At 64.7% G+C, this 23,012-nt stretch carries 22 protein-coding genes and 1 tRNA gene; 18 read left to right on the forward strand and 5 right to left on the reverse strand.

What is annotated here, in order from left to right; all coding sequences use genetic code 11:
- Positions 1-110: 110 nt before the first annotated feature.
- Positions 111-815, reverse strand: a complete 705-nt coding sequence (locus ACTHNR_RS02315) for a pseudouridine synthase (RefSeq protein WP_440545822.1) — start codon at positions 813-815, stop codon at positions 111-113.
- Positions 816-972: 157 nt separating this feature from the next.
- Here ACTHNR_RS02315 and ACTHNR_RS02320 point away from each other — a divergent pair, with 157 nt between their 5' ends.
- A complete protein-coding gene (locus tag ACTHNR_RS02320; RefSeq protein ID WP_440545823.1) occupies positions 973-1,347 on the forward strand; it encodes a copper resistance CopC family protein in 375 nt (124 codons plus the stop codon).
- A 39-nt stretch (positions 1,348-1,386) separates the two neighbouring features.
- On the opposite strand, the gene ACTHNR_RS02325 is transcribed toward ACTHNR_RS02320, so the two are convergent.
- Positions 1,387-2,283 (reverse strand): LysR substrate-binding domain-containing protein, encoded by an 897-nt coding sequence (locus ACTHNR_RS02325; RefSeq protein WP_440545824.1) that lies wholly within the window; start codon positions 2,281-2,283, stop codon positions 1,387-1,389.
- Positions 2,284-2,394: 111 nt separating this feature from the next.
- On the opposite strand from ACTHNR_RS02325, the gene kdgD reads away from it, so the two are divergent.
- The 13 genes from kdgD to ACTHNR_RS02390 all read left to right on the forward strand — a co-directional run bounded on the left by kdgD (position 2,395) and on the right by ACTHNR_RS02390 (position 16,520).
- A complete protein-coding gene (gene kdgD / locus ACTHNR_RS02330; RefSeq protein WP_440545825.1) occupies positions 2,395-3,309 on the forward strand; it encodes a 5-dehydro-4-deoxyglucarate dehydratase in 915 nt (304 codons plus the stop codon).
- Between the two features lie 112 nt (positions 3,310-3,421).
- Positions 3,422-4,783, forward strand: coding sequence for an MFS transporter (locus ACTHNR_RS02335; protein ID WP_440545827.1), 1,362 nt, complete (start codon positions 3,422-3,424; stop codon positions 4,781-4,783).
- A 116-nt stretch (positions 4,784-4,899) separates the two neighbouring features.
- Positions 4,900-6,291: an enolase C-terminal domain-like protein gene (locus tag ACTHNR_RS02340; RefSeq protein ID WP_440545843.1), complete on the forward strand. Its 1,392-nt coding sequence runs from the start codon at positions 4,900-4,902 to the stop codon at positions 6,289-6,291.
- 40 nt (positions 6,292-6,331) lie between these two features.
- Positions 6,332-7,672 carry a glucarate dehydratase gene (gene gudD, locus ACTHNR_RS02345; RefSeq protein ID WP_440545844.1) on the forward strand — a complete coding sequence of 447 codons (1,341 nt, stop codon included), beginning with the start codon at positions 6,332-6,334 and terminating at the stop codon, positions 7,670-7,672.
- Between the two features lie 44 nt (positions 7,673-7,716).
- On the forward strand, positions 7,717-9,312 hold the full coding sequence (garD, locus tag ACTHNR_RS02350; RefSeq protein WP_440545828.1) for a galactarate dehydratase: 1,596 nt from the start codon (positions 7,717-7,719) through the stop codon (positions 9,310-9,312).
- A gap of 6 nt (positions 9,313-9,318) precedes the next feature.
- Positions 9,319-10,164: an NAD-dependent epimerase/dehydratase family protein gene (locus ACTHNR_RS02355; protein WP_440545829.1), complete on the forward strand. Its 846-nt coding sequence runs from the start codon at positions 9,319-9,321 to the stop codon at positions 10,162-10,164.
- Between the two features lie 6 nt (positions 10,165-10,170).
- On the forward strand, positions 10,171-11,097 hold the full coding sequence (locus tag ACTHNR_RS02360; RefSeq protein ID WP_440545830.1) for an SMP-30/gluconolactonase/LRE family protein: 927 nt from the start codon (positions 10,171-10,173) through the stop codon (positions 11,095-11,097).
- An 86-nt stretch (positions 11,098-11,183) separates the two neighbouring features.
- Positions 11,184-12,356 carry an extracellular solute-binding protein gene (locus ACTHNR_RS02365; protein WP_440545832.1) on the forward strand — a complete coding sequence of 391 codons (1,173 nt, stop codon included), beginning with the start codon at positions 11,184-11,186 and terminating at the stop codon, positions 12,354-12,356.
- 79 nt (positions 12,357-12,435) lie between these two features.
- On the forward strand, positions 12,436-13,518 hold the full coding sequence (locus tag ACTHNR_RS02370) for an ABC transporter ATP-binding protein (protein ID WP_440545833.1): 1,083 nt from the start codon (positions 12,436-12,438) through the stop codon (positions 13,516-13,518).
- An 11-nt stretch (positions 13,519-13,529) separates the two neighbouring features.
- Positions 13,530-14,384, forward strand: a complete 855-nt coding sequence (locus ACTHNR_RS02375) for an ABC transporter permease (protein WP_440545845.1) — start codon at positions 13,530-13,532, stop codon at positions 14,382-14,384.
- Positions 14,384-15,304: an ABC transporter permease gene (locus tag ACTHNR_RS02380; protein ID WP_440545834.1), complete on the forward strand. Its 921-nt coding sequence runs from the start codon at positions 14,384-14,386 to the stop codon at positions 15,302-15,304. The genes ACTHNR_RS02375 and ACTHNR_RS02380 overlap by 1 nt, the downstream gene beginning before the upstream one ends.
- Before the next feature lie 435 nt (positions 15,305-15,739).
- A complete protein-coding gene (locus tag ACTHNR_RS02385) occupies positions 15,740-16,060 on the forward strand; it encodes a DUF1778 domain-containing protein (protein ID WP_440545835.1) in 321 nt (106 codons plus the stop codon).
- 43 nt (positions 16,061-16,103) lie between these two features.
- On the forward strand, positions 16,104-16,520 hold the full coding sequence (locus tag ACTHNR_RS02390; RefSeq protein WP_440545836.1) for a GNAT family N-acetyltransferase: 417 nt from the start codon (positions 16,104-16,106) through the stop codon (positions 16,518-16,520).
- A gap of 233 nt (positions 16,521-16,753) precedes the next feature.
- Here ACTHNR_RS02390 and ACTHNR_RS02395 read toward each other — a convergent pair.
- The 3 genes from ACTHNR_RS02395 to ACTHNR_RS02405 form a co-directional block, all read right to left on the reverse strand.
- A tRNA-Leu gene (locus tag ACTHNR_RS02395) sits at positions 16,754-16,838 on the reverse strand.
- Positions 16,839-17,032: 194 nt separating this feature from the next.
- Positions 17,033-18,172: an ABC transporter substrate-binding protein gene (locus tag ACTHNR_RS02400; RefSeq protein WP_440545846.1), complete on the reverse strand. Its 1,140-nt coding sequence runs from the start codon at positions 18,170-18,172 to the stop codon at positions 17,033-17,035.
- A 142-nt stretch (positions 18,173-18,314) separates the two neighbouring features.
- Positions 18,315-19,256, reverse strand: coding sequence for a CysB family HTH-type transcriptional regulator (locus tag ACTHNR_RS02405; RefSeq protein WP_440545838.1), 942 nt, complete (start codon positions 19,254-19,256; stop codon positions 18,315-18,317).
- Positions 19,257-19,463: 207 nt separating this feature from the next.
- Here ACTHNR_RS02405 and ACTHNR_RS02410 point away from each other — a divergent pair, with 207 nt between their 5' ends.
- The 4 genes from ACTHNR_RS02410 to cysD form a co-directional block, all read left to right on the forward strand.
- Positions 19,464-21,143, forward strand: a complete 1,680-nt coding sequence (locus tag ACTHNR_RS02410; protein ID WP_440545839.1) for a nitrite/sulfite reductase — start codon at positions 19,464-19,466, stop codon at positions 21,141-21,143.
- A gap of 28 nt (positions 21,144-21,171) precedes the next feature.
- Positions 21,172-21,711 (forward strand): DUF934 domain-containing protein, encoded by a 540-nt coding sequence (locus ACTHNR_RS02415; protein ID WP_440545840.1) that lies wholly within the window; start codon positions 21,172-21,174, stop codon positions 21,709-21,711.
- A complete protein-coding gene (locus ACTHNR_RS02420; protein ID WP_440545841.1) occupies positions 21,708-22,487 on the forward strand; it encodes a phosphoadenylyl-sulfate reductase in 780 nt (259 codons plus the stop codon). Before ACTHNR_RS02415 ends, ACTHNR_RS02420 begins: the two co-directional genes overlap by 4 nt.
- A gap of 2 nt (positions 22,488-22,489) precedes the next feature.
- The coding region (cysD, locus tag ACTHNR_RS02425) for a sulfate adenylyltransferase subunit CysD (RefSeq protein WP_440545842.1) at positions 22,490-23,012 on the forward strand (523 nt) is incomplete at its 3' end.

Here is a 23,012-nt window from a genome sequence, read left to right on the forward strand (position 1 = left end):
CCAGCGCCGTTTCAGCCGGCGCCGCCACTTTCTGAGAAAGCGGCGCTCCTCGCGGTAACGCGCACGGGGGCAGCGGCCACCCTGCTCGGCGGCGTGCGCGGCGCTTGATCCTAGCGCGTCGACAGCGCGTCCAATTGCGCCGGGTCGAGCCATTGCCACGCACCAGGCGCCAGCGAGGGCGGCAGGGCGAGGCCGCCGATTCGCGCTCGATGCAGCGATTCGCACCGATTGCCCGCTGCCGCGATCATGCGTTTCACTTGGTGATACTTGCCTTCGTTGACGGTGATTTCCAACAGTCTTTCATCGCGAATCCGGGCCGCGGCGGCCGCGATGGGCGTCTTTTCGCCGTGCAGCAGCACCCCTTCGCGCAGTGCGCGGAGTTGACCCTCGTCGAGGGCGTGGCGCGTGCTCGCCAAGTACGTCTTCGGGACTTTGCGTTTCGGCGATGTGTACGCATGAACGAATTGGCCGTCGTCGGAGAGCAGAAGCAGGCCGGTCGTATCCTCGTCCAGCCGGCCGACGCATTGCACGCCGCGCGTGACCAATTGCGCGGGCAGCAGGCCGAATACGCTCAGGTGATGCTGCGGCTCGCGCGAGCACTCGTAGCCGGCAGGTTTATTGAGCATCAAATAGGCGCGCTCGCGATAGCGCCAGGACGCACCGTCCACGTCGAACGTCAGATCGTCGGTTGGGAACTGGGCGGCGTCGTCCGTACAGATGCTGCCTGCGACGCTCACACGGCCTTCGGCGATCAACGCGCGGCATTGGCGTCGCGAGCCGAAGCCCTGCGTGAAGAGAATACGTTCGAGATCCATAGGGTGCGCCGAATCGGAATGGCGGGGATTTTACGCCGCGCGCGGCGCCGGCTCGGTAGATGGTCCGATTTACCGCGGCCGCCTTGCGCCGGCCGATCGGCCTAGACGATAATCCGCTGTCCTTGCCCGATATCGTGCGCCCTGCGCGGCCCCGCCCATGAAAGCTTCCCCGATCTCCTTTTCGATACGCGTACTCGCGGGCGTCGCGGCCCTCGCATTCGCCCCGTGGGCGTGCGCGCATGCGCATCCGAAGCAGGAAAGCCCGCGCCCCGGCGCAACGGTCGCCGCCGACCAAACACAGGTATGGATCGAATTCGACGACGCGCTCGAGGGGGCGTTCAGCTCGCTGCAGGTCACCGATTCGGCGGGGCACTCCGTGACAAGCGGGAACTCGAGCGTCGACGCGAACGACAAAAAGCACATGAGCGTCGCGCTCGAGGCGCTGCAGCCGGGCAACTATACGGTCGCGTGGGTGGCGGTGGCCGCGGACGGTCATCGTACGAAGGGGCGCTACACGTTCACGGTGAAATGACGGCGTAAGCCCAAAACGCCGAGGGGCGGTGCGCCCCCATCACCGTGCGCGCGCCACGGCCTTGTGAAGATCGTCCCTCAGCGCCTCGAACACCGGGTTGTCGTTGTCCTTGCGATAGACGAAGCGCAGTTCCACGGGCTTGGGGGGCGTCGTGCGAACCGGCCGGTAGACGACGCCCTTGAAGTGCAGCATGGCCGCGGCGGACGGGATCAGCGCCACGCCGATTCCGGCGCGCACGAGCGCCAGCATCGAGTGAATTTGGCTGACATATTCGACGATGTCGGGCAACACGCCGGCCCGCTCCAGCAGGCCGCTCATGAGCTGGTGGAAGTAACGCGCCTCGTACGGCGAATACATCAGCAGCGGACGGCCTTCGCAGTCGCCAAGCGTCGGGCGCGCCGGCCATTCCTTGGCCACGGCGGCGGGCAGCGCCAAGACGAGCGCATCGTTGGGGCAGGGCCGATCGACCAGTTCGCCATGCTCCACGGGCGGGCGCAGCAACCCGAAGTCGATCTCCCGAGCGTCGAGCGCCTCCAGTTGGGCGCCGCTCACCATTTCCTTCAGCGTCAATCGGACGCCGGGCGAGACCGCGCGCACGGCGCTCACGATCGCCGGCAGCACGCCGTAGCCTACCGTGGCCGTGAAGCCGATCGCGAGCGTGCCCGAGGAGCCGGCCGCCACGCGGCGCGCGGTCGCCGCGGCTTCGTCGGCCAGGCGCAAAATGCGCGCGGCGTCGGGCAGGAAGCTGCGGCCCGCGGCCGTGAGCTTGACCGAGCGGCTCGAGCGCGCGACGAGCTCGGTCCCGACCTGATGCTCGAGCAGCCGGATTTGCCGCGACAGCGGCGGCTGCGTCATATGAAGCCGTTCCGCGGCGCGCCCGAAATGCAGCTCTTCGGCCACGGCGACGAAGCAGCGAAGCTGGCTCAGCTCGAACATCGATACAAATCCTGAATCAATCGAAACATTCGTTATCTTGGACGTGAATCGCTGGCGGTGCAAGAATCGCCGCATTGCTCATCACTCACCGCATATCCGCGCCACGCCGACATGACACGTTATACGCCCACCGAATTCGCCCGCCAGATCGGCGCCGGCCTGCTCTCGTTCCCCGTCACGCACTTCAAGGACGACTACGCGTTCGACGAAGACGCTTATCGCACGAACCTCGATTGGCTGTTCGGCCATCCGGCCGCCGGGCTCTTCGCGGCGGGCGGCACGGGCGAATTCTTCTCGCTGACGCCTGCCGAAGTCGAGCGGGTCGTGCGCGCCGCGGTCGAACAGACCGGCGGCCGCGTGCCCGTGATCGCACCAGCCGGCTACGGCACCGCCATGGCCAAGGAGTTGTGCGCATCGGCCGAAGCCGCCGGCGCGGACGGCATCCTGCTGCTGCCCCCGTATTTGACCGAAGCGCCGGCCGACGGCATCGCCGCGCACGTGGAGCAGGTCTGCAAGTCGACGCGCCTGGGCGTCATCGTCTATAACCGCGCGAACCAAGTGCTCGACGAAGTCACGCTCGAGCGCCTGGCCGAGCGCTGTCCGAACCTCGTCGGCTTCAAGGACGGCATCGGCGATCTCGAACTGATGACGCGCATCCATGCGCGTCTGGGCGATCGCTTCACCTACGTCGGCGGCTTGCCGACGGCCGAAACTTTCGCGTTGCCTTACCTCACCTTGGGCGTGACGACCTACTCGTCGGCGATCTTCAACTTCGTTCCGCAGTTCGCGCTCGATTTCTATACCGCCGTGCGAGCGGGCGACCATCAGAAGGTCTACGCCGACCTGAACAAGTTCGTACTGCCCTACATTGCGCTGCGCAACCGCAAGCGCGGCTACGCCGTATCGATCGTGAAGGCCGGCATGAAGGCGATCGGCCGGTCCGCGGGCCCCGTACGCGCGCCTTTGACCGATCTGACCGAAGCCGAGCAGGCCGAACTCAAGACGCTCATCGCCCGCATTGCGTAAGCGCCGGCCGATCGCCGATCAATAGAACCCGGGCGATCGAGCCCGGACGAAAAACTCGAGCAAGACTCAAGCGCGGCGCACGCTCGACGGCGCGGCCGCGAAGGAGGAGACGATGCAAACCGAAAACCCCGCGGTCGGTGCGCGCAGCGTACCGCAGGCCATGCGCGCGACGCGCGTTCGCTACTTCGTCCTCGCGATGCTGTTCATCGCGACGACCATCAATTACGCCGACCGCGCGAGCATTTCGATCGCCGGCTCGGCCATGCAAAAGGACTTCGGCATCAATGCCGTCTCGCTCGGCTACATCTTCTCGGCATTCGGCTGGTCGTACGTGATCGCCCAACTGCCGGGCGGATGGCTGCTCGACCGTTTCGGTTCGCGCCGCGTCTATGGCGTCAGCATCTTCATGTGGTCGCTGTTTACGTTGATGCAAGGGACGATCGGGTTCCTAGCGGGCGCGGCGGCCATTGCCGCGATGTTTTCGCTGCGTTTTTTCGTAGGCATTGCCGAAGCGCCTTCGTTTCCCGCGAACAGCCGCATCGTGGCGGCTTGGTTTCCCGCCAACGAGCGCGGCACGGCAGCCGCCATCTTCAACTCGGCGCAATATGCGGCGACGGTCATCTTCGCGCCGCTGATGGCATGGCTCGTGCACTCGTTCGGCTGGCATTCGGTGTTCATCGTCATGGGCGTGCTCGGGATCGCCATGGCGCTTGCCTGGCGCGTGTTCATGAAGGACCCGAAAGATCACCCGCGCGTGAACCGCGCGGAGATCGAATACATCGAGGCGGGCGGCGGTCTCGTCGATCTGGATCGCGAGCAAAAGGGCGCGGCCAAGCCCCAAGGGCCCGACATGCGCCACATCAAGCAACTGCTGCGCAGCCGTATGCTGATGGGCGTCTATCTCGCGCAGTACTGCATCAACGCGCTGACGTACTTCTTCATTTCATGGTTCCCCGTGTATCTGGTCCAGGCGCGCGGGATGTCGATTCTGAAAGCCGGTTTCGTCGCATCGATCCCGGCGGTCTGCGGGTTCCTCGGCGGCATCCTCGGCGGGGCGATTTCGGATGCGCTGCTCAGTCGCGGCGTGTCGCTGTCGGTGGCGCGCAAGGTGCCGATTGTGCTCGGCATGCTGCTGTCGATGAGCATGGTGATCTGCAACTACGTCGACGCGCAGGGCATCGTCGTGGCCGTCATGGCGCTTGCCTTCTTCGGTAAGGGGCTCGGCGCGCTCGGCTGGGCCGTCAATTCGGATACCGCGCCCAAGGAAATCGCGGGCTTGAGCGGCGCGCTGATGAATACGTTCGGCAACCTGTCGAGCATCACGACGCCGATCGCCGTAGGCTATATCGTCGGCCACACGGGCTCGTTCAACGGCGCACTCGTGTTCGTGGGCTTGCATGGGCTCGTCGCCTGTATCTGCTATGTGTTCATGGTCGGGAAGATCGAGCGCGTGAAGCTCGACCCCGCGCATTGATCGAAGCGTGTCCCAGCCGTTCGTATCGGCTGCGGTGAATTAAAAGGAGAGGCATCAAGGTGGACGGGCAAACGACCGATTCCTTCGCGCAAAGCGGGACGCCGCGCGTGACCGCCATGCGCGTAATTCCCGTGGCCGGCCGCGACAGCATGCTTCTCAACCTGTGCGGCGCGCACGGCCCGTTCTTCACGCGCAACCTCGTGCTGTTGACCGATTCGGCCGGCCGCATGGGGGCCGGTGAAGTGCCGGGCGGCGAGGGGATTCGCGGCGCGCTGGAGCGCGTGGCGCCGCTCGTGATCGGCACGGAAATCGGGCGCCTGAACGGGACGCTGAACGTGCTGCGTCGCGCGCTCGGCGGCGGCGCCGACGCGGCGCACCGAGGTACCGTCTACGAGGTCGGCTCGCAGGCCGAATCGGCCGTGCTGCGTCAGCCGCACGAAATCAATCTGCGCATGGACAACGTGCTGACCGCCGTGGAAGCGGCGCTCCTCGACTTGTTCGGCCAGTGTCTGGGCGTGCCCGTCGCCGAGCTGCTCGGAGCGGGTCAGCAGCGCGATCGCGTGCCGATGCTCGCGTATCTGTTCTACATTGGCGATCGGGCGAAGACGGACCTGCCGTATGTCGACGGTGCGCGCGAGCGCGACGACTGGCTGCGCCTGCGGCACGAGAGCGCGATGACGCCGGCTGCCATCGTACGGCTCGCGCAGGCGGCGACCGAACGCTACGGCTTCGCCGACTTCAAGCTCAAGGGCGGGGTGATGGACGGCGCCGAGGAAATGGAAGCGATCGAGGCGCTCAAGGCGTGCTTTCCGCATGCGCGCGCGACGCTCGATCCGAACGGTGCATGGCGCTTGGATGAGGCGATCGCGCTGTGCCGCGGGCAAGGGCATCTGCTCGCTTATGCGGAAGACCCCTGCGGGCCGGAAAACGGCTATTCGGGCCGCGAGACGATGGCGGAATTCAAGCGCGCGACCGGCATCCCGACGGCAACGAACATGATCGCGACCGATTGGCGCCAACTCGGGCATGCGATCGCGCTCGGCGCGGTCGACATCCCGCTTGCCGATCCGCATTTTTGGACGATGCAAGGGTCGGTGCGCGTGGCCCAGCTGTGCAGCGAGTTCGGCATGACCTGGGGCTCGCATTCGAACAACCACTTCGACGTGTCGCTGGCGATGTTCACGCACGTCGCGGCGGCGGCGCCCGGTCCCATTACCGCGATCGACACGCACTGGATCTGGCAGGAGGGCGCCGAGCGGCTCACGCGCGAGCCCTTCGTCATCGACGGCGGGCAGGTTGCCGTGCCTCGGCGCCCCGGTCTTGGCATCGAGATCGATATGGAGCGTGTGGACCAAGCTCATGCGCTCTACCGGTCGCTCGGCAACGGTGCGCGCGACGATGCGCTGGCCATGCGCTATCTCGTTCCGGGCTGGACCTACGATCCGAAGCGGCCCAGCTACGGTCGTGCGATGCGCGGCGGCGAGAAGCGGGCCGATTCGAGAACATGAAACCGATGAAGCAACACGAGACGCAATGACGAATTCGACGATGTCCTCCACTCCTTCCCCAACGCCCGTGGTCACGCGCATGCGTGTCGTGCCCGTGGCCGGGCGCGACAGCATGCTGCTGAACCTGAGCGGCGCGCATGGGCCATTCTTCACGCGCAACATCGTCGTGCTCGAGGACAGCGCCGGCCGTACAGGTCTGGGCGAAGTGCCGGGCGGCGAATCGATCCGGCGCACGCTGGAAGAGGCGAGTGCGCTCGTCGTCGGCCAGCCGCTCGGCCGCTGGCAGGACGTGCTGAACGACATGCGCCGGCGCTTCGCCGATCGCGACGTGGGCGGCCGCGGCACGCAAACATTCGACTTGCGCATCACCGTGCACGCGGTAACGGCGGTCGAAGCGGCGTTGCTCGACTTGCTCGGCCAGCATCTGGACGTGCCTGTTGCCGCTCTGCTCGGCGAAGGACAGCAGCGCACGCACGTGCCGATGCTCGGCTATTTGTTTTATGTGGGCGAGCGTGCGCGCACGGACCTCGACTACCGGAGCGAAAGCGACTCGGCCGACGCTTGGTTCCATCTGCGCAACGAGCCCGCGCTGACGCCCGAGGCCGTCGTGCGCTTGGCCGTGGCGGCGCATGAGCGTTACGGCTTCCAAGACTTCAAACTCAAGGGCGGGGTGCTCTCCGGCGACGAAGAAATCGCCGCGGTCACCGCGCTCGCCGAGCGCTTCCCCGAAGCGCGCATCACGCTCGACCCGAACGGCGCATGGTCGCTCGCCGAAGCGGTGCGCCTGTGCCGCGGCAAAGACGACGTGCTGGCTTATGCGGAAGACCCGTGCGGCGCCGAGAACGGCTATTCCGGCCGCGAGGTCATGGCTGAATTCCGGCGCGCCACGGGCTTGCGCACCGCGACGAACATGATCGCCACCGACTGGCGCCAGCTCGGCCACGCGGTCACGCTCGGCGCCGTGGACATCCCGCTGGCCGACCCGCATTTCTGGACGATGCGCGGCTCGGTACGGGTGGCGCAACTGTGCGCCGAATGGGGGCTCACGTGGGGTTCGCATTCGAACAATCACTTCGACATCTCGCTGGCGATGTTCACTCACGTGGCCGCGGCGGCGCCAGGGGACATCACGGCGATCGACACGCATTGGATTTGGCAGGACGGCCAGCGGCTCACGCGCGAACCGTTCAAGATCGAGCAGGGACAAGTGGCCGTACCCTCGCGCGGCGGCCTGGGCGTGGAACTCGACGAGGATGCGTTGGCTAGCGCGCATGCGCTGTATCTCGAGCATGGGCTCGGCAGCCGTGACGATGCGGCGGCCATGCAGTATTTGATTCCGGGCTGGACGTTCGACAACAAGCGTCCCTGCCTGGTGCGCTGAATACGCATCGTGTGAAGATGCAAGAAACGATGGAGTCTTTTGCAATGTCTGCTTCTACTTCCGTGTCCGACGCCGCTGCCGAGCGTGCGCTCACGATACGCGTGGACGAGCGCGACAACGTCGCGATCGTGGTGAACGCGCGTGGGCTGCCCGAAGGGACGGCGCTCGACGACGGCACGGTACTTGTGCAGGGTGTGCCGCAAGGGCACAAGGTCGCGCTGACCGAGCTGGCTCAGGGCGATGCGATCGTGCGTTACGGCGAGATCATCGGCTATGCGGCCAAACCGCTCGCGCGCGGCAGCTGGATCGACGAAAGCGCGGTCCAGCTGCCGCAGCCGCCGGCGCTCGACGCGCTGCCGCTCGCGACGCGCAAGGCGCCCGATCTAGCCAAGCTCGAGGGCTACACGTTCGAGGGCTACCGCAACGCGGACGGCACCGTGGGCACGAAGAACGTGCTCGGCATCATGACGAGCGTGCAGTGCGTGGCGGGCGTGACCGATTACGTCGTGTCGCGCGTCAAGCGCGAGCTGCTGCCGCGTTACCCGAACGTCGACGACGTCGTGGCGCTCACGCACACGTACGGATGCGGCGTGGCGATCAACGCGCCGGCCGCCATCGTGCCGATTCGCACGTTGCAGAACCTCGCCGTCAATCCGAACTTCGGCGGCGAAGTCATGGTGATCGGCCTTGGCTGCGAGAAGCTCGTGCCGGAGCGGCTCGTGCCGTCCAATCTCGCGCCGGGCGGCCGCATTCCGATCGAGGTAGCAGGCAAGCCGCAGTCTCCGGTGCTCTCGCTGCAGGACGAGGCCTATGAAGGTTTCGGCGAAATGGTCGATGCGATCCTCGAGATGGCCGACGAGCGGCTCGCTCGATTGAACGAGCGGCGGCGCGAAACCTGTCCCGCGTCCGATCTCGTCATCGGCGTTCAATGCGGCGGCAGCGATGCATTTTCGGGCGTCACGGCGAACCCGGCCGTGGGCTTCGCGGCCGATCTGATCGTACGGGCGGGCGGTACGGTCATGTTCTCCGAAGTCACCGAAGTACGCGACGCGATCCACTTGCTGACCCCGCGCGCGATCGACGAGGACGTTGGCCGTGCGTTGCTGCGTGAAATGGCGTGGTACGACGATTATCTGAGCGGCGGCCGAGCCGACCGCAGCGCGAATCCGTCGCCGGGCAACAAGCGCGGCGGGCTTTCGAACGTCGTGGAAAAGGCGCTCGGCTCGATCGTCAAGTCGGGCACGAGCCCGATCGTCGACGTGCTCGGCCCCGGTGAAAAGATGCGCCGCAAGGGCCTGATCTTCGCGGCGACGCCGGCGAGCGACTTCGTCTGCGGCACGCTGCAGCTCGCCTCGGGCATCAATCTGCAGGTGTTCACGACCGGTCGCGGCACGCCTTACGGCCTCGCGATGGCGCCCGTCATCAAGGTCTCGACGCGCAAGGCGCTCTCCGAGCGCTGGCACGATCTGATCGACCTCGATGCCGGTCGTATCGCAACGGGCGAGGCCAGCATCGCCGACATCGGCTGGGAACTCTTCCATATGATTCTCGACGTCGCGAGCGGCCGCAAGCAAGTGTGCGCCGACAAGCTCGGCCTCTCCAACGATCTCGTTCTGTTCAATCCCGCACCAGTGACCTGACCTGACATGACGCTCACGCTTGAACACGCCGATCCTTTGGACGGCATTCGCACTCACTGCGGCCGCATCCTGCTCACGGGCGCAGCCGGCGGGCTTGGCCGCGTGCTGCGCGAGCGGCTGCCGCATTACGCCGACGTGCTGCGCGTGTCGGACATCGCGCCCATCGGCGAGGCGCGCGCGAATGAAGAAGCCGTGGTGTGCAACTTGGCCGACGCCTCGGCCGTCGATGCGCTCGTGCGCGGCGTCGACGTGATCGTTCACCTCGGCGGCGTCTCGGTCGAGCGCCCGTTCGAGGAAGTGCTGCCGGCCAATATTCAAGGCGCTTATCACCTCTATGAGGCGGCGCGCCGACATGGCGTGCACCGTATCGTCTTCGCCAGCTCGAACCACGTGACGGGCTTTTATCGGCAGGACGAAGTCATCGATACGCTCGCGCCGCAACGGCCCGACAGCTATTACGGTTTGAGCAAGGCGTTCGGCGAGCAACTCGCGCAGTTCTATTTCGATCGCTACGGCATGGAAACGGTGTGCCTGCGCATCGGCTCATCCTTCCCCGAGCCGAAGGATCGCCGCATGCTGGCTACCTGGCTGGGCTACGACGATCTCGAGCAGCTCGTGCGGCGCGCGATGTTCGTGCCGAACGTGAAATGCACGATCGTCTACGGCGTGTCGGCCAATCGCGATGTCTGGTGGGACAACTCGCATGCCGCGCATCTGGGCTACGCGCCCACGCAGACGAGCGAGCCCTGGCGCGAACGGATCGAGCGCGCAGAGCCGACGCGCGCCGAAGACGATCCCGTGCGCGTCTATCAAGGCGGGGCCTTCGTGACGACGGGGCCTTTCGGAGACTGAACCACCATGACCGGCACGAGTTCCATTGAGCGAATCGGCGACATGCGCTGCGGCGTGGGCGAGAGCCCAGTGTGGTCCGCCCGCGAGGAAGCGCTTTACTGGACCGATATCGTCGGACGCACGCTGTGGCGCTGGGAGGCGGCCACGGGCCGCGCGCATGCGTGGGCCTTGCCGGAGATGGCCGGCTCGTTCGCCTTGCTGGCGCATGGCGGCGTGGCGCTCGCGATGGAAAGCGGCATCTACCTCGCGCAGCACCCCGTTCCCGATGCGGCGATCGACGTCAGCGAACGGCTGGCCTCGGTTGCCCACGCGAGCGAGGGCATGCGCTTCAACGATGGGCGATGCGATCGGCAAGGCAGGTTCCTCGCCGGTACGATGGTCCTCGACATGGCGCTCGCGCGCGCCGCCGGGCGGCTGTATCGGCTCGATGCCGGACGTCGCGCCCTGCAAACGCTTTGCGACGAACTGATCGTGCCCAACGGCCTCGCCTTCAGCCCCGATGGCCGCACGATGTATTTGTCGGACTCGCATCCGAGCCGGCGCGTCATCTGGTCGTTCGACTACGACATCGACGACGGCGTGCCGCACGCTCGGCGCGTTTTTGTCGAGATGGACGCGGTATCCGGGCTCGGCCGACCCGACGGCGCGGCCGTCGACGCCGAGGGCTGCTACTGGATTTGCGGCAACGACGCAGGCCTTGTGCATCGCTATACGCCGGCGGGGAAGCTCGATCGGAGCATTCGCGTGCCGGTCGCCAAGCCCGCGATGTGCGCGTTCGGCGGCGCGCAACTGGATACGTTGTTCGTCACGTCGATTCGCGTCGATGGCGATGCGCTCTCGGGCGCGACGTTCGCGGTGGATGTGGGCGTCAAGGGCTTGCCGGAGCCGGCGCTTCGCATGCCCGTGGGGACGGCGGAGGCCGGCGGTATGTAGCGGGTCCGTGCAGCGAGAGACGGACGAACGAGCAGGCAAGAGACCCATTCGCGTCACAGACAATCTCGATAACCGTAGGAGGAGACATGAAGCGTTCAAGAATCGGGCGGCGCATCGGCAGCATCGCGGCGGCGCTGGGCTTTTCGTTGATGGCGACGGCAAGCTTTGCCGATCCGGTATCGATCAATATCGTCGACGTGGCGGGCAATCTCGCGCTGACGAAAGCGGGCTTCGAGGCATTCAAGGCGAAGTATCCGAACCTTGTCGGCAACATCACTTACACCAACGCGCCGGCGCCGCAACTGCCCGGCAAGATCAAGGCGATGCAAGCCGCGGGCCGCTCGGACATCGACCTCGTGTTGACCGGCACCGATGCGCTTTCCGCCGGCATCGAGCAGAACCTATGGCTGAAGCTGCTGCCCGACCAGGCCGCTCACTTCCCCGGCGTGCTGGACCAATACGCGCCTGCGCCGCGCAAGATGCAGGATCTCGCGCAAGGCTACGGCCTCGAGGTGGTTTACTCGCCGGCCGGCCCCCTGCTCGAATACAACCCGGACAAGGTTGCGGACAAGGACGTGCCGAAGTCGCCCCAGCAATTGCTCGCGTGGTGCAAGGCGCATCCGAATCAATTCATCTATGCGCGTCCCGCCAATTCGGGCCCGGGCCGCGCTTGGCTGATGGGGCTGCCGTATCTGCTCCATGACAAGAACCCGCAAGATCCGATCAACGGCTGGGCCAACACCTGGGCCTTCCTCAAACAATTGAACGAGTGCGTGCCGTATTACCCGGGCGGTACGTCGGCGGTCATGAAGGAGCTCGGCGAAGGCACGCGTTCGATGACCGTCACGATGACGGGCTGGGACATCAATCCTCGCGCGCTGGGCGTGGTGCCGGGCAATTTCAAGGTAGGCCGGTTCGACGACATGACGTGGGTCAACGATGCTCAGTTCATGGTCATTCCGAAGGGCGTGCCCAAGGACAAGCTCGACGTGCTCTACAAGCTGCTCGAGTTCATGATGCAGCCGGCGCAGCAGGCGATGACCTACGACGACGGCTACTTCTATCCGGGGCCGGCGATCAAGGGCGTGGGTGTCGACCAAGCTCCGGCGCATAGCCAGGAAGTCATCAAGAAATACGGCCGCCCCGAGTACGACAAGTGGATCGCCGATCGCCCGAACGTCGTGCCGCTTTCGGCGGACGCGATGGTGAAGGCGTTCCACAAATGGGATACCGACGTCGGCGCGCAAAAGACGCAGTAACGCGATCGTCATGCCGTGCGGCCGCGACGGGGGAGACCGTCCTTCGCGCCGCACCTGAAATGCCAGTCAGGGAATCATCATGAAGCACAATTTCGACCGACTTCGTCTTACCGCCGTGTGCCGCAGCTTTGCGAACGATCAGGGCGCCAACGTCGCGGCCTTGCAAGGGCTCGATCTGGAAATCGAGCGCGGCGAGTTCATCGCGTTGCTCGGCCCATCGGGCTGTGGGAAATCGACCGCGCTGAACTGCATCGCCGGCCTGCAGCCGCTGACGGGCGGCGAGATCTGGCTCGACGACAAGCGTATCGACGTGCTGCCGCCCGAGAAGCGCGGCTTCGGCATGGTGTTCCAGAACTATGCGTTGTTTCCGCACATGTCCGTGCTCGAGAACGTCGGATTCGGCCTGAAGATGCGCGGCGTGTCCAAGCGCGAGGTCGAGCAGCGCGCACGCGCCGCGCTGCAGCTCGTGCAGCTCGTCGGCCATGAAAGCAAGCTGCCGGGCCAATTGTCGGGCGGCCAGCAGCAACGCGTGGCGATCGCGCGTGCGATCGTGATCGAACCGCCGGTCGTGCTCATGGACGAGCCGCTATCGAATCTCGACACGAAGCTGCGGATCGAAATGCGCGCGGAAATCCGGCGCATTCACGGCGGCCTCGATCGCGCGACGATCTACGTCACGCACGATCAGGACGAGGCATTGTCGATGGCCGACCGCATCGTCGTCATGAAGGAAGGCGTCGTGCAGCAGGTTGCCTCGCCCAAGGAGGTCTACTGCCGGCCCAGCAATTTGCATGTCGCGCGGTTCATGGGATACCGGAACGTGCTTCACTGTTCGCTCGAGCAGGCCGCCGGAGAGGGTGTGGCAGTTTCGGCGGCAGGCGTGCGCCTCCTCGGTACGCCGATGGAGGCCCTGGACAGCAAGAACGCAATGATCGCGATTCGTCCCGACGATCTCGTGCGCGCGCAGCCCGGCTCGCGCAATGCGTTCGAGGTGGACGTCGACGTCGTCGAATACGGCGGCCGCGACTCGTTGCTGCTCGTGACCGCGCCGTTCGGGAAAATGTGGGCGCGCGTGGAAGGGGAGTTCGCCCAGGGCGAGCGCGTGACGCTGGCCGTGTCGCCCGAATGCGCGCTCGTCTATCGCGAGGAGCGTGTATCGTGAGCGCCTTGCCGATGTCCGCACCGCGCGATATGAAGGGCTGGCTCGTTACGCCGGCGCTCGGTTTTATCGTCGCGCTGTTCATCTATCCGTTCGCCTACGGGCTCATGCTGTCGTTCCAGCCGATGAACGGCGGAGGGATCTTCGCGAACTACGCGACGTTCTTCTCCGACAGCTCGATGTGGCCGACGATCTTCGTGACGTTGAAGCTCGCGGTGCCGGCCACGCTGATCAATGTCGGCGTGTCGGTGCCCGTCGCTTTCGCGCTGCGCCGCAAGTCGCCCTATCAAAAGCTGGCGACGACGCTGCTCGTCATTCCGGTCACGCTAGGAACGGTGCTGATCGCCGACGGCATGCTCTCGTATTTCTCGCCGAACGGCTGGTTCACGCAGGGCGTGCAAGCGCTTCATCTATATGGCGGCGAAGTGCGGCTCACGCACAACTACTGGGGCGTGTTGATCTCGCTCGTCATCTCGGGTTTTCCGTTTGCATTTTTGTTGACGCTGTCCTACATCACCGGGATCGATCCGACGCTCGCGCGCGCCGCGGCCACGCTGGGCGCGAGCCCTTGGCAGCAGTTTCGGCAGATCTACTTGCCGCTGCTCGTGCCAGGATTGACGATGGCCGCGTGCTTGTCGTTCGTCCAAGCGTTTTCGGTGTTTCCGTCGGCTGTGCTGTTGGGCGCGCCGGCCGGTCCCACGCGCGTCATGTCGATCGCCGCATCGGAGGCGGCGTTCGAGAACTACGACTACGCGCTCGCGTCGACGATCGCGATCGTGATGGGCTTCGTTCAACTCGTCGTCGTGGCCGGCATGCTCGGTGCGCGCCGCTTCTTCTACACCGGGCCCGTCACGGGAGGGAAAGGCTGATGACTACGAGCAATCAAACCGCGCGCGCAATGGCCGCGCAGGGGGCGATCGAGGAGGGCGGCAGCCGTTCGAAGCGGGCGGCGCCACGCGAATCGCGCAGTATCGGAGGGCGGCTTTGGACCGTGCTGGTCTGGGGCACGATGGCGTTTTTTCTGCTGAACGTGGTGCTCTTGATCGCGACCGTGGCCGTCGATTCGATCGGCACGCGCTGGTTCGGCACACTGCTGCCGCAAGGGTTCACGCTGCATTGGTATGGGCAGGCGTGGCGCGACTTTCAACTCTCGAGCGTGCTGCTCGTGACGGTCGAGGTGGTCGGCGCGGTCGTGTTGCTGTCGATCGCACTCGGCGTGCCGGCGGCGTATGCGCTTGCTCGCGCTTCGTTTCCGGGCAAGCGCCTCGCGATGATGACGTTCTTGCTGCCGCTCATGGTGCCGCCGGTGACTTACGGCATTCCAATGGCGACGGTGATGTACAAGGTGGGCCTGGCGGGCACGCTGACGGGGGTGATCTTGGCGAACCTCGTGCCCGCGTTGCCGTTCGTCATTCTCGTGATGACGCCGTTCATCGAGCAGATCGATCCCAACCTCGAATCCGCCGCGCGCATTTTTGGGGCGAATACGTCGCGCTATTTCCGCTATGTGCTGCTGCCGCTGCTCGTGCCGGGCATGTTGGCCGCGGGGCTGCTCGTACTCGTGCGCACGATCGGCATGTTCGAATTGACGTTCTTCACGGCGGGGCCGAGCACGCAGACGCTTGTCGTGGCGCTTTACTACGCGGTGTTTTCCACAGGCGTGCGCGCGCCGCAATCGATCGATGCGATGGCGATGATCTATATGGCCATCACGTTGGTGTGGGTGCTGATCGCGCTGCAGTTCGTGAGCCCGACGCAGCTCGTGTCGCGGGTGAAGGAGCAGCGGTAGGAAGAAGGGCCGCTAGCCAGATTTAGCTGAGGTGTTCGGTTCTCCGTCTTCGGCGATTCCGCGAAGGCTGGCGGCTAGAAATATGAGACGTCTACAATTCCCCCGCTGCGAGCATCCCATGCTCAGTGCTGCGATGGCTTAGTGTTTGCTGTCGGTTCCCTCTTTTTTTCTCCGCGTGATTGGGGGAACTGGTCAAAACGCTAGGCAGATCCGTGCCTCGATGCAGCCGCATTGGATCGGCGTCAATCAAGCACGCGCGGTGACATTTTGTCACCGCGCGTGCTATAGTGTCTCCATATTCGCTAAATGGAGACCTACATGACCTAGCTACACGAAGCCTCATTCGCGGGGCAACGCCCCATCACTGATCAAGTACAGAGCCTTCTCCCCTGCATCACACACGCATCACGGAGAGGTTCGGAAAGAGGACAAACAATGGCTATCAACAACGGTATGGACAACTCCAGCCGCGGGCGAGTCACTGCCCGGTTGAGTGCAGAAAAGCAAGAAATCCTGCAGCTCGCTGCAGACCTATCGGGCAGCACCCTCAACCAATTCATTGTGCAATCGGCACTTCGAGCTGCGGAGCAAGTTATCGAGCGGGAAGAGGTCATTCGTTCCATTCGTCTAACGATGGATGAATCGAGGCGCTTCTTCGCGCTCTTGGATGAGCCACCGATGCCCAACGAAGCGCTGCAACGCGCAATGGCACGCTTCAGGAACAAGCAGCTTGGGAACGCAAATTCGACAACTTAAGGAGAACGACGACCGTAGCAGCTTCGACTGCGGCGTCGCTTCGTTGAACGATTGGCTGCGCAACGTTGCCAGTCAGCATCAAAAGAAGAATTTGTCGCGCACGTACGTCGCGACGGCATCCGATGACCCTCAGGCAATCCTGGGGTACTACGCGCTGGCCGCAACGTCGGTGGAAACCGACGGGATGCCAAGCGTCAAACTTCCCAGAAATGTCTCGGCCGTGCTCTTGGCTCGGCTGGCTGTGGACACCCAGCACACGGGGCAGGGCCTCGGCGAATACCTTCTCATGCACGCGCTCGACACGGTGCTGATGACGGCTGGGGCCATAGGCGTGCAGTGCGTTATTGTCGACGCCGTCGACGACAACGCGGCGGCGTTCTACAAGAAATACGGGTCCGAGGCCTTCACGATCGCGCCACTCCGGCTCTTCTTGCCAGTGGCGACAATCAAGCAGGCATAGCGATGGCCGGGGCAGTTGCCCCGGCTTTCGTGCGCGCGACACTGCGGTTGCACGCCGACTATTGACCACCCCGCTCGCGGGCGATGGCTTCGGCTTTGGGCACTGAGTAGTATTGCGATACGCGTTGAGCGCCAACAGTGACTCGCGTGGCGATCTGTGAATATCTTTCGCGAAAAGACGGTATTTTTCGCTATGAGGAGGTACCTGACGGTACTCTAAGCGGTGATTTTACTTGGTGCCCAGGGCCGGACTCGAACCGGCACGCCTTGCGGCGGGGGATTTTGAGTCCCCTGCGTCTACCTGTTTCACCACCTGGGCAGGTGTCGGCGCGCTGACGCACCGAGCGGAAGAGCGCGATTATGACGGAAACGGGTGCGGCTGGCAAGCCGTGCCGCGATGAACGGCAGGATGGGCGGCGACCCGCGCCGGCGCGCCGATCGCTCGCACGTCGCATCATGGCGGGCCCGCCGCGGTAAGTCCGGGACTGCCCGGAAGATTGCGCGATCGAGCCCCTACCGGCTCAAATAAACGAACTTCCCGCCCTTGATGATCCCCATGACGCTCGCTCGCTGATCGAGTCCCACATGATCGCTCGCGCTCGTGTTGACGACACCGTTCGGGACGACGAGTTCGTGCGCCTGCTCGAGTGCGGTGCGTAGCGCCGTGCGGAACGCCTCCGTGCCGGGCTGCGCGGTTTTCAGCGCCCGCGCCACGGCATCGCTCAAGCGCGGATAAACCCCCGCCGCATCGCCGGCGAATTGCGTCACGCTATCCGGCCCGTACTTGGCCTCGTAGTCGTTCACGAAAGCCAGGGCCGCCTTCTTCGCAGGATGGTCGGCCGGCAGCGTGCGGGCAACGACGACCGGCTGCGTCGGGAACAGCGTTCCCTCCACGTCCTTGCCGCCGAGCTTGATGAACGCCGGCGTGGCGATGCCGTGCGTTTGATAGATGGGTCCTTTATAGCCGCGCTCGATCAGCTCGCGCTGCGGCAGCACGGCGGGCGTGCCGGCTCCCGCTACGAGGATCGCGTCGGGGCGGGCCGCGATCAGCTTCAACGCTTGCCCCGTGACGCTCGAATCGGTTCTGTTGTACCGCTCGGTCGCGACGATCTCGATGTGACGCAGCTTGGCGAAGGTCGAGAACTCTTTGAGCCAGCTGTCGCCGTAGCTATCGGCGAATCCGATGAAGCCGACGGTCTTCACGCCATGGTTCGCCATATAGCGCGTCATGACGTCGGCCATCGCGCTGTCGGTCTGCGCCATCTTGAATGCCCAGACGCGCTTGCCTTCTTGCGGTTCCACGACGCTCGCCGACCCGATCAAGGTGATCATCGGCGTATGCGAATCGGCCACGGCGTCGAGCGCCGCCAAGGCGGCCGGCGTGACGTTCGGCCCGACGACCACATCGACGTGATCCTCGTTGATGAGCTTGCGAATGTTGCGCACCGCGGCGCCCGGGTCGGAGCCGTCGTCGAGGATGATGTATTGCGCCGGCTGGCCGGCGATCGTTTTGGGCCACATCAGCATCGCGTTCTTGCTCGTGATGCCGATGACCGCGGCCGGCCCCGTCGTCGACAGATCGATCCCGACTTTGATGTCGGCGTACGCCGGGGCGGTCAGCGCCGCGCCGGCAAGCGCGAAAGCCGCGGCCATGAGCGCGCGGCGAAAAGTTGCGGTCAACGCCATGCAAGGGTCTCCGTGTCAATCATCGATATAAGGCAAGCTGTAAGGGGAGGCGACGCGCCCCCGTGAGCAGGTCCCCGCTGTTCGGATGCTTCTGCTCGAAACGACGACTTCAAAGCTCGTAGCTCTCGTGCTCGCCCTTGAGCGCCTGCTCGATCAGCTTGCGATTGAGGGTAGGCGAGAGCAGTTCGACGAGCGTATACACATAGCTGCGCAAGTAGGCGCCTTGCTTGAGCGCCACGCGCGTCAGATTGCTGCCGAACAGGTGGCCCACGGGCATCGCCCTCAAATGCCGGTCGCGCTCGGCGTTGAACGCGATGTCGGCCATGATCCCCACCCCCAGGCCCAGTTCGACGTACGTCTTGATCACGTCGGCGTCGATCGCTTCGAGCACGATATCGGGCGACAAACCCCGCAGCGAGAACGCCTGGTTGATCTTCGTCCGGCCCGCGAACGCATTGTCGTAAGTGATCAACGGATATTGGGCCAGATCCTCGAGCGAAAGCTGCTTGCGCTGCAGCAGCGGGTGATCCTCCGGCATCACGGCCACGTGATGCCACTGGAAGCACGGCAGCGAGACGAGTTCCTTGTATGACGAAATCGCTTCGGTGGCGATGGCGATGTCGGCATGGTCGTGCATGACCATCTCGGCCACCTGCGTGGGGCTGCCCTGCAGAATCGACAGATGAACCTTCGGGAACCGCTTCTTGAATTCGGCAATCGCCCCCGGCAGGGAGTAGCGCGCCTGGGTGTGAGTCGCCGCGATGACGAGATTGCCTTGATCCTGCGCCGCGAAGTCCTTGCCGACGCGCTTTAGGCTCTCCACCTCCTGCAGGATCCGCTCGACCGAGGCGAGGATGATGCGCCCCGGCTCGGTCAGCGAGCGTACGCGCTTGCCGTGCCGGGTGAAGATCTCGACCCCCAATTCGTCCTCGAGCTCGATGATTGCCTTCGAGACTCCAGGCTGGGAGGTGTACAGCGCCTTGGCGGCCTCGGTCAGGTTGAAGTTCTGACGGACGGCCTCGCGCACGAACCGAAATTGGTGCAGGTTCATTTATAACCCTTCGAGCATAAGGAAAGAATTTTTTAGTCGTTTGAAATATAAGGCCAGTTTATTACGATCGACGGACGTTTTTCAATATGTATAGCTGTTTTCGTCATTAGCACATGAGCGGACGGTCTGAACGAAGGCCGGCTGCTTGCGTCGGTAGAGATTCGGGCGTCGCGCCACCACGCGGCGCGACACAACCTGGGGTCCCGAATGTATCAATACGATCAGTACGACCAGACCATCGTCGACGAGCGCGTCGCGCAATACCGCGACCAAGTCCGCCGCCGCCTGTCGGGCGAATTGAGCGAAGACGAGTTCCGTCCGCTGCGGCTGCAGAACGGCCTCTACATGCAGCGTCACGCGTACATGCACCGCATCGCGATTCCTTACGGCAACCTGCGCAGCGATCAACTGCGCATGCTGGGCCATATCGCGCGCAAATACGACCGCGGCTACGGCCACTTCTCGACGCGCACGAACATTCAGTACAACTGGATCAAGCTCGAGGAAACGCCCGATCTGCTGGCGGACCTCGCCTCGGTGCAGATGCACGGCATTCAAACGTCGGGCAACGACATCCGCAACATCACGGCCGATCAGTTCGCCGGCGTGGCGCCGGACGAGATCGTCGACCCGCGTCCGTGGGCCGAGATCCTGCGCCAATGGTCGACGTTCCACCCCGAATTCAGCTGGCTGCCGCGCAAGTTCAAGATCGCCGTCTCGGGATCGAAGGAAGACCGCGTCGCGGTGCAGATCCACGATCTGGGCGTCTATCTGTCCAAGAATGCGGCAGGCGAAGTGGTCTGCGCGATCCTCGCGGGCGGCGGCCTTGGGCGTACCCCGATCATCGGTTCGATCATCCGCGAAAACCTGCCGTGGCAGCATCTGCTCACTTATTGCGAAGCCGTGCTGCGCGTCTATAACCGGTTCGGCCGCCGTGACAACCTGTACAAAGCGCGCATCAAGATTCTCGTGAAGGCGCTCGGCCCGGAGAAGTTCGCGCAGCAAGTCGAAGAAGAATGGCAGCACCTGAAGGACGGCCCGTCGACGCTCACGCAGGCCGAACTCGACCGCGTTGCGCAGCACTTCCAGCCGCACTCGTACGAGAAGCTGTCGGATACGGACGCGTCGTTCGAAAAGCATCTGCTCGAAAACCGTGCGTTCGCGCGCTGGATCGAACGCAATCTGCGTCCGCACAAGGTGCCCGGCTACGCCGCGGTCACGCTCTCGTTGAAGCCGGCCAAGGGCGCCCCGGGCGACGCGACGGCCGAGCAAATGGAAGCGGTCGCCGACTGGGCCGATCGGTATTCGTTCGGTGAAATCCGCGTGTCGCACGAGCAGAACCTGATCCTCGCGGACGTGAAGAAGCGCGACCTGTTCGCCCTGTGGGAAGCCGCCAAGACGCAAGGCTTCGCGAGCGCGAACATCGGCTTGCTCACCGATATCATCGCGTGCCCCGGCGGCGATTTCTGCTCGCTCGCCAATGCGAAGTCGCTGCCGATCGCGCAGGCGATCCAAGATCGTTTCGACGATCTCGACTATGTGTACGACCTCGGCGATCTGTCGCTGAACATCTCGGGCTGCATCAACTCGTGCGGCCACCATCACGTCGGCAACATCGGCATTCTGGGCGTCGACAAGGACGGTTCCGAGTGGTACCAGGTGACGTTGGGCGGCGAGCAGGGCACGAGCGCGACGGGCGCCCGCCTGGGCCGCGTGATCGGGCCGTCGTTCGCCGCCGAGGAGATGCCCGATGTCATGAGCAAGGTCATCGACACGTTCATCGAGAACCGCATCGACGGCGAGCGCTTCATCGATACCTACAACCGGATCGGCGTCGCGCCGTTCAAGGAACGCGTCTACGCGTCGCGCCAACCGGCGCACGCGTAATTTGACTGCGAACAAGGGACACCTGCAGATGACTTCGATTATCAAAAACCGCTCGGTGGTGCATGACGACTGGACCGTCGTCCGTGCCGACGACAACGGCGTACACCCCGCGCTCGACGCGCTGCCCGCGGGCCGTGTGCTCGTGCCTTTCGCTCTGTGGAAAGTGGCCCGCGAAGCGCTGCTGGCGTCGCGTGCAAAGGACGCGCTCGGCGTATGGCTCGCGCCGGACGACGAACCGGCCGACCTCGCCGGCGATCTCGACAAGATCTCGCTGATCGGCGTCGATTTTCCGGTGTTTCGCGACGGACGCGGTTACAGCACCGCGCGCCTCTTGCGCGACCGCTACGGCTGGACCGGCGAACTGCGTGCCATCGGCGACGTGCTGCGCGATCACCTCAATTTCATGGCGCGCTGCGGGTTCGATGCGTTCGCCGTGCGCGCGGACAAGGACATCCACGACGCGCTGCGTGCGTTCGAGGAGTTCTCGGTGAAGTACCAAGGCGCGTTCGACACGCCCGAGCCGTTGTTTCGCCGCCGCGCGGCGCTCGAAACGGAGCCGCGCGCATGAGCTCGGATCGGACACCGGCCGCCGCCGCGCTCGACGCGACGCTAGAGGCCAAGATCGAGCGCTTGCACGCGTTCGTCGGCGATATCGCCAAGCGTCACCCCCGGATCAAGTTGGCAAGCAGCTTGGCCGCCGAGGACATGGTGCTCACCCACGCCATTTTGTCGAACCAACTGCCGATCGGCATTTTCTCGTTGAACACGGGCCGTCTGCATGCGGAAACGCTCGGCATGATCGACCGCGTGCGCGAGCGCTACGGCTACGAGATCGAGCAGTTTCATCCGCAAGCGGATGCCGTCGACGAATACGTGAAGACGCAGGGCCTCAACGCATTTTATGAAAGCGTCGAGGCGCGCAAGCGCTGCTGCGAGATTCGCAAGGTCGAGCCGCTCAACCGCGCGCTCGCCGGCGTCGATGCTTGGGTGACGGGCCAGCGCCGCGAGCAGTCGGTCACGCGGACCGAACTGCATGAAGAAGAGCACGACGCGACGCGCAACATCGCGAAATACAACCCCCTGGCCGATTGGACCGAGGGCGAAGTCTGGGCCTACCTGAAGGCTTACGACGTACCCGTCAACCCGCTGCATGCGCGCGGCTACCCGAGCATCGGCTGCGAGCCCTGCACGCGCGCCGTCCGCCCAGGCGAGGACAGCCGGGCGGGGCGCTGGTGGTGGGAGTCGCGCGACTCGAAGGAATGCGGCCTGCATGTCTCGAACGTCTCGGCAGTCTCGGCAGTTCAATTCGTGCCGGGCGGCGCGCAAACGATAGGAAACCGTTAAACATGAGCACGATTCTCGAACCTTCCGCGGCGACCCCGCTCACGGTCACGACCAACCGCATGGACCACCTCGACTGGCTCGAGGCCGAATCGATCCACATCCTGCGCGAGCTCGTTGCCGAGTGCAGCAAGCCGGCGCTGCTGTTCTCGGGCGGCAAGGATTCGGTGGTCGTGCTGCATCTGGCGCTGAAGGCGTTCGGGCTGGGCGCCAAGCGCAAGACCTCGCTGCCGTTCCCGCTCGTGCATATCGACACGGGCCACAACTACCCCGAGGTGATCGATTTTCGCGATCGCCGCGCCGAGCAGATCGGCGCGCAGCTCGTCGTGGGGCACGTCGAGGATTCGATCAAGCGCGGCACGTTGCGGCTGCGCCGCGAGACCGATTCGCGCAACGCCGCGCAAGCGGTGACGCTGCTCGAGACGATCGAGCAGCACGGCTTCACGGCGATGATCGGCGGGGCGCGCCGCGACGAAGAGAAGGCGCGCGCCAAGGAGCGCATCTTCTCGTTCCGCGACGAATTCGGCC

The organism is Trinickia sp. (assembly GCF_051954495.1).
In the GTDB taxonomy this organism is placed as follows: Bacteria; Pseudomonadota; Gammaproteobacteria; order Burkholderiales; family Burkholderiaceae; genus Trinickia.

Bases quoted from the DNA above. Each gene is read 5' to 3' on its own strand.
- ACTHNR_RS02370 (WP_440545833.1), top strand. From the start codon at position 12,436: ATGAAGCACAATTTCGACCGACTTCGTCTTACCGCCGTGTGCCGCAGC.
- kdgD (WP_440545825.1), top strand. From the start codon at position 2,395: ATGACACGTTATACGCCCACCGAATTCGCCCGCCAGATCGGCGCCGGC.
- ACTHNR_RS02400 (WP_440545846.1), bottom strand. From the start codon at position 18,172: ATGGCCGCGGCTTTCGCGCTTGCCGGCGCGGCGCTGACCGCCCCGGCG.
- ACTHNR_RS02355 (WP_440545829.1), top strand. From the start codon at position 9,319: ATGACGCTCACGCTTGAACACGCCGATCCTTTGGACGGCATTCGCACT.
- ACTHNR_RS02320 (WP_440545823.1), top strand. From the start codon at position 973: ATGAAAGCTTCCCCGATCTCCTTTTCGATACGCGTACTCGCGGGCGTC.
- ACTHNR_RS02375 (WP_440545845.1), top strand. From the start codon at position 13,530: ATGTCCGCACCGCGCGATATGAAGGGCTGGCTCGTTACGCCGGCGCTC.
- ACTHNR_RS02360 (WP_440545830.1), top strand. From the start codon at position 10,171: ATGACCGGCACGAGTTCCATTGAGCGAATCGGCGACATGCGCTGCGGC.
- ACTHNR_RS02410 (WP_440545839.1), top strand. From the start codon at position 19,464: ATGTATCAATACGATCAGTACGACCAGACCATCGTCGACGAGCGCGTC.
- ACTHNR_RS02405 (WP_440545838.1), bottom strand. From the start codon at position 19,256: ATGAACCTGCACCAATTTCGGTTCGTGCGCGAGGCCGTCCGTCAGAAC.
- ACTHNR_RS02420 (WP_440545841.1), top strand. From the start codon at position 21,708: ATGAGCTCGGATCGGACACCGGCCGCCGCCGCGCTCGACGCGACGCTA.
- gudD (WP_440545844.1), top strand. From the start codon at position 6,332: ATGTCCTCCACTCCTTCCCCAACGCCCGTGGTCACGCGCATGCGTGTC.
- ACTHNR_RS02365 (WP_440545832.1), top strand. From the start codon at position 11,184: ATGAAGCGTTCAAGAATCGGGCGGCGCATCGGCAGCATCGCGGCGGCG.
- ACTHNR_RS02385 (WP_440545835.1), top strand. From the start codon at position 15,740: ATGGCTATCAACAACGGTATGGACAACTCCAGCCGCGGGCGAGTCACT.
- ACTHNR_RS02380 (WP_440545834.1), top strand. From the start codon at position 14,384: ATGACTACGAGCAATCAAACCGCGCGCGCAATGGCCGCGCAGGGGGCG.
- ACTHNR_RS02340 (WP_440545843.1), top strand. From the start codon at position 4,900: ATGCGCGTAATTCCCGTGGCCGGCCGCGACAGCATGCTTCTCAACCTG.
- ACTHNR_RS02415 (WP_440545840.1), top strand. From the start codon at position 21,172: ATGACTTCGATTATCAAAAACCGCTCGGTGGTGCATGACGACTGGACC.
- ACTHNR_RS02335 (WP_440545827.1), top strand. From the start codon at position 3,422: ATGCAAACCGAAAACCCCGCGGTCGGTGCGCGCAGCGTACCGCAGGCC.
- ACTHNR_RS02325 (WP_440545824.1), bottom strand. From the start codon at position 2,283: ATGTTCGAGCTGAGCCAGCTTCGCTGCTTCGTCGCCGTGGCCGAAGAG.
- ACTHNR_RS02315 (WP_440545822.1), bottom strand. From the start codon at position 815: ATGGATCTCGAACGTATTCTCTTCACGCAGGGCTTCGGCTCGCGACGC.
- garD (WP_440545828.1), top strand. From the start codon at position 7,717: ATGTCTGCTTCTACTTCCGTGTCCGACGCCGCTGCCGAGCGTGCGCTC.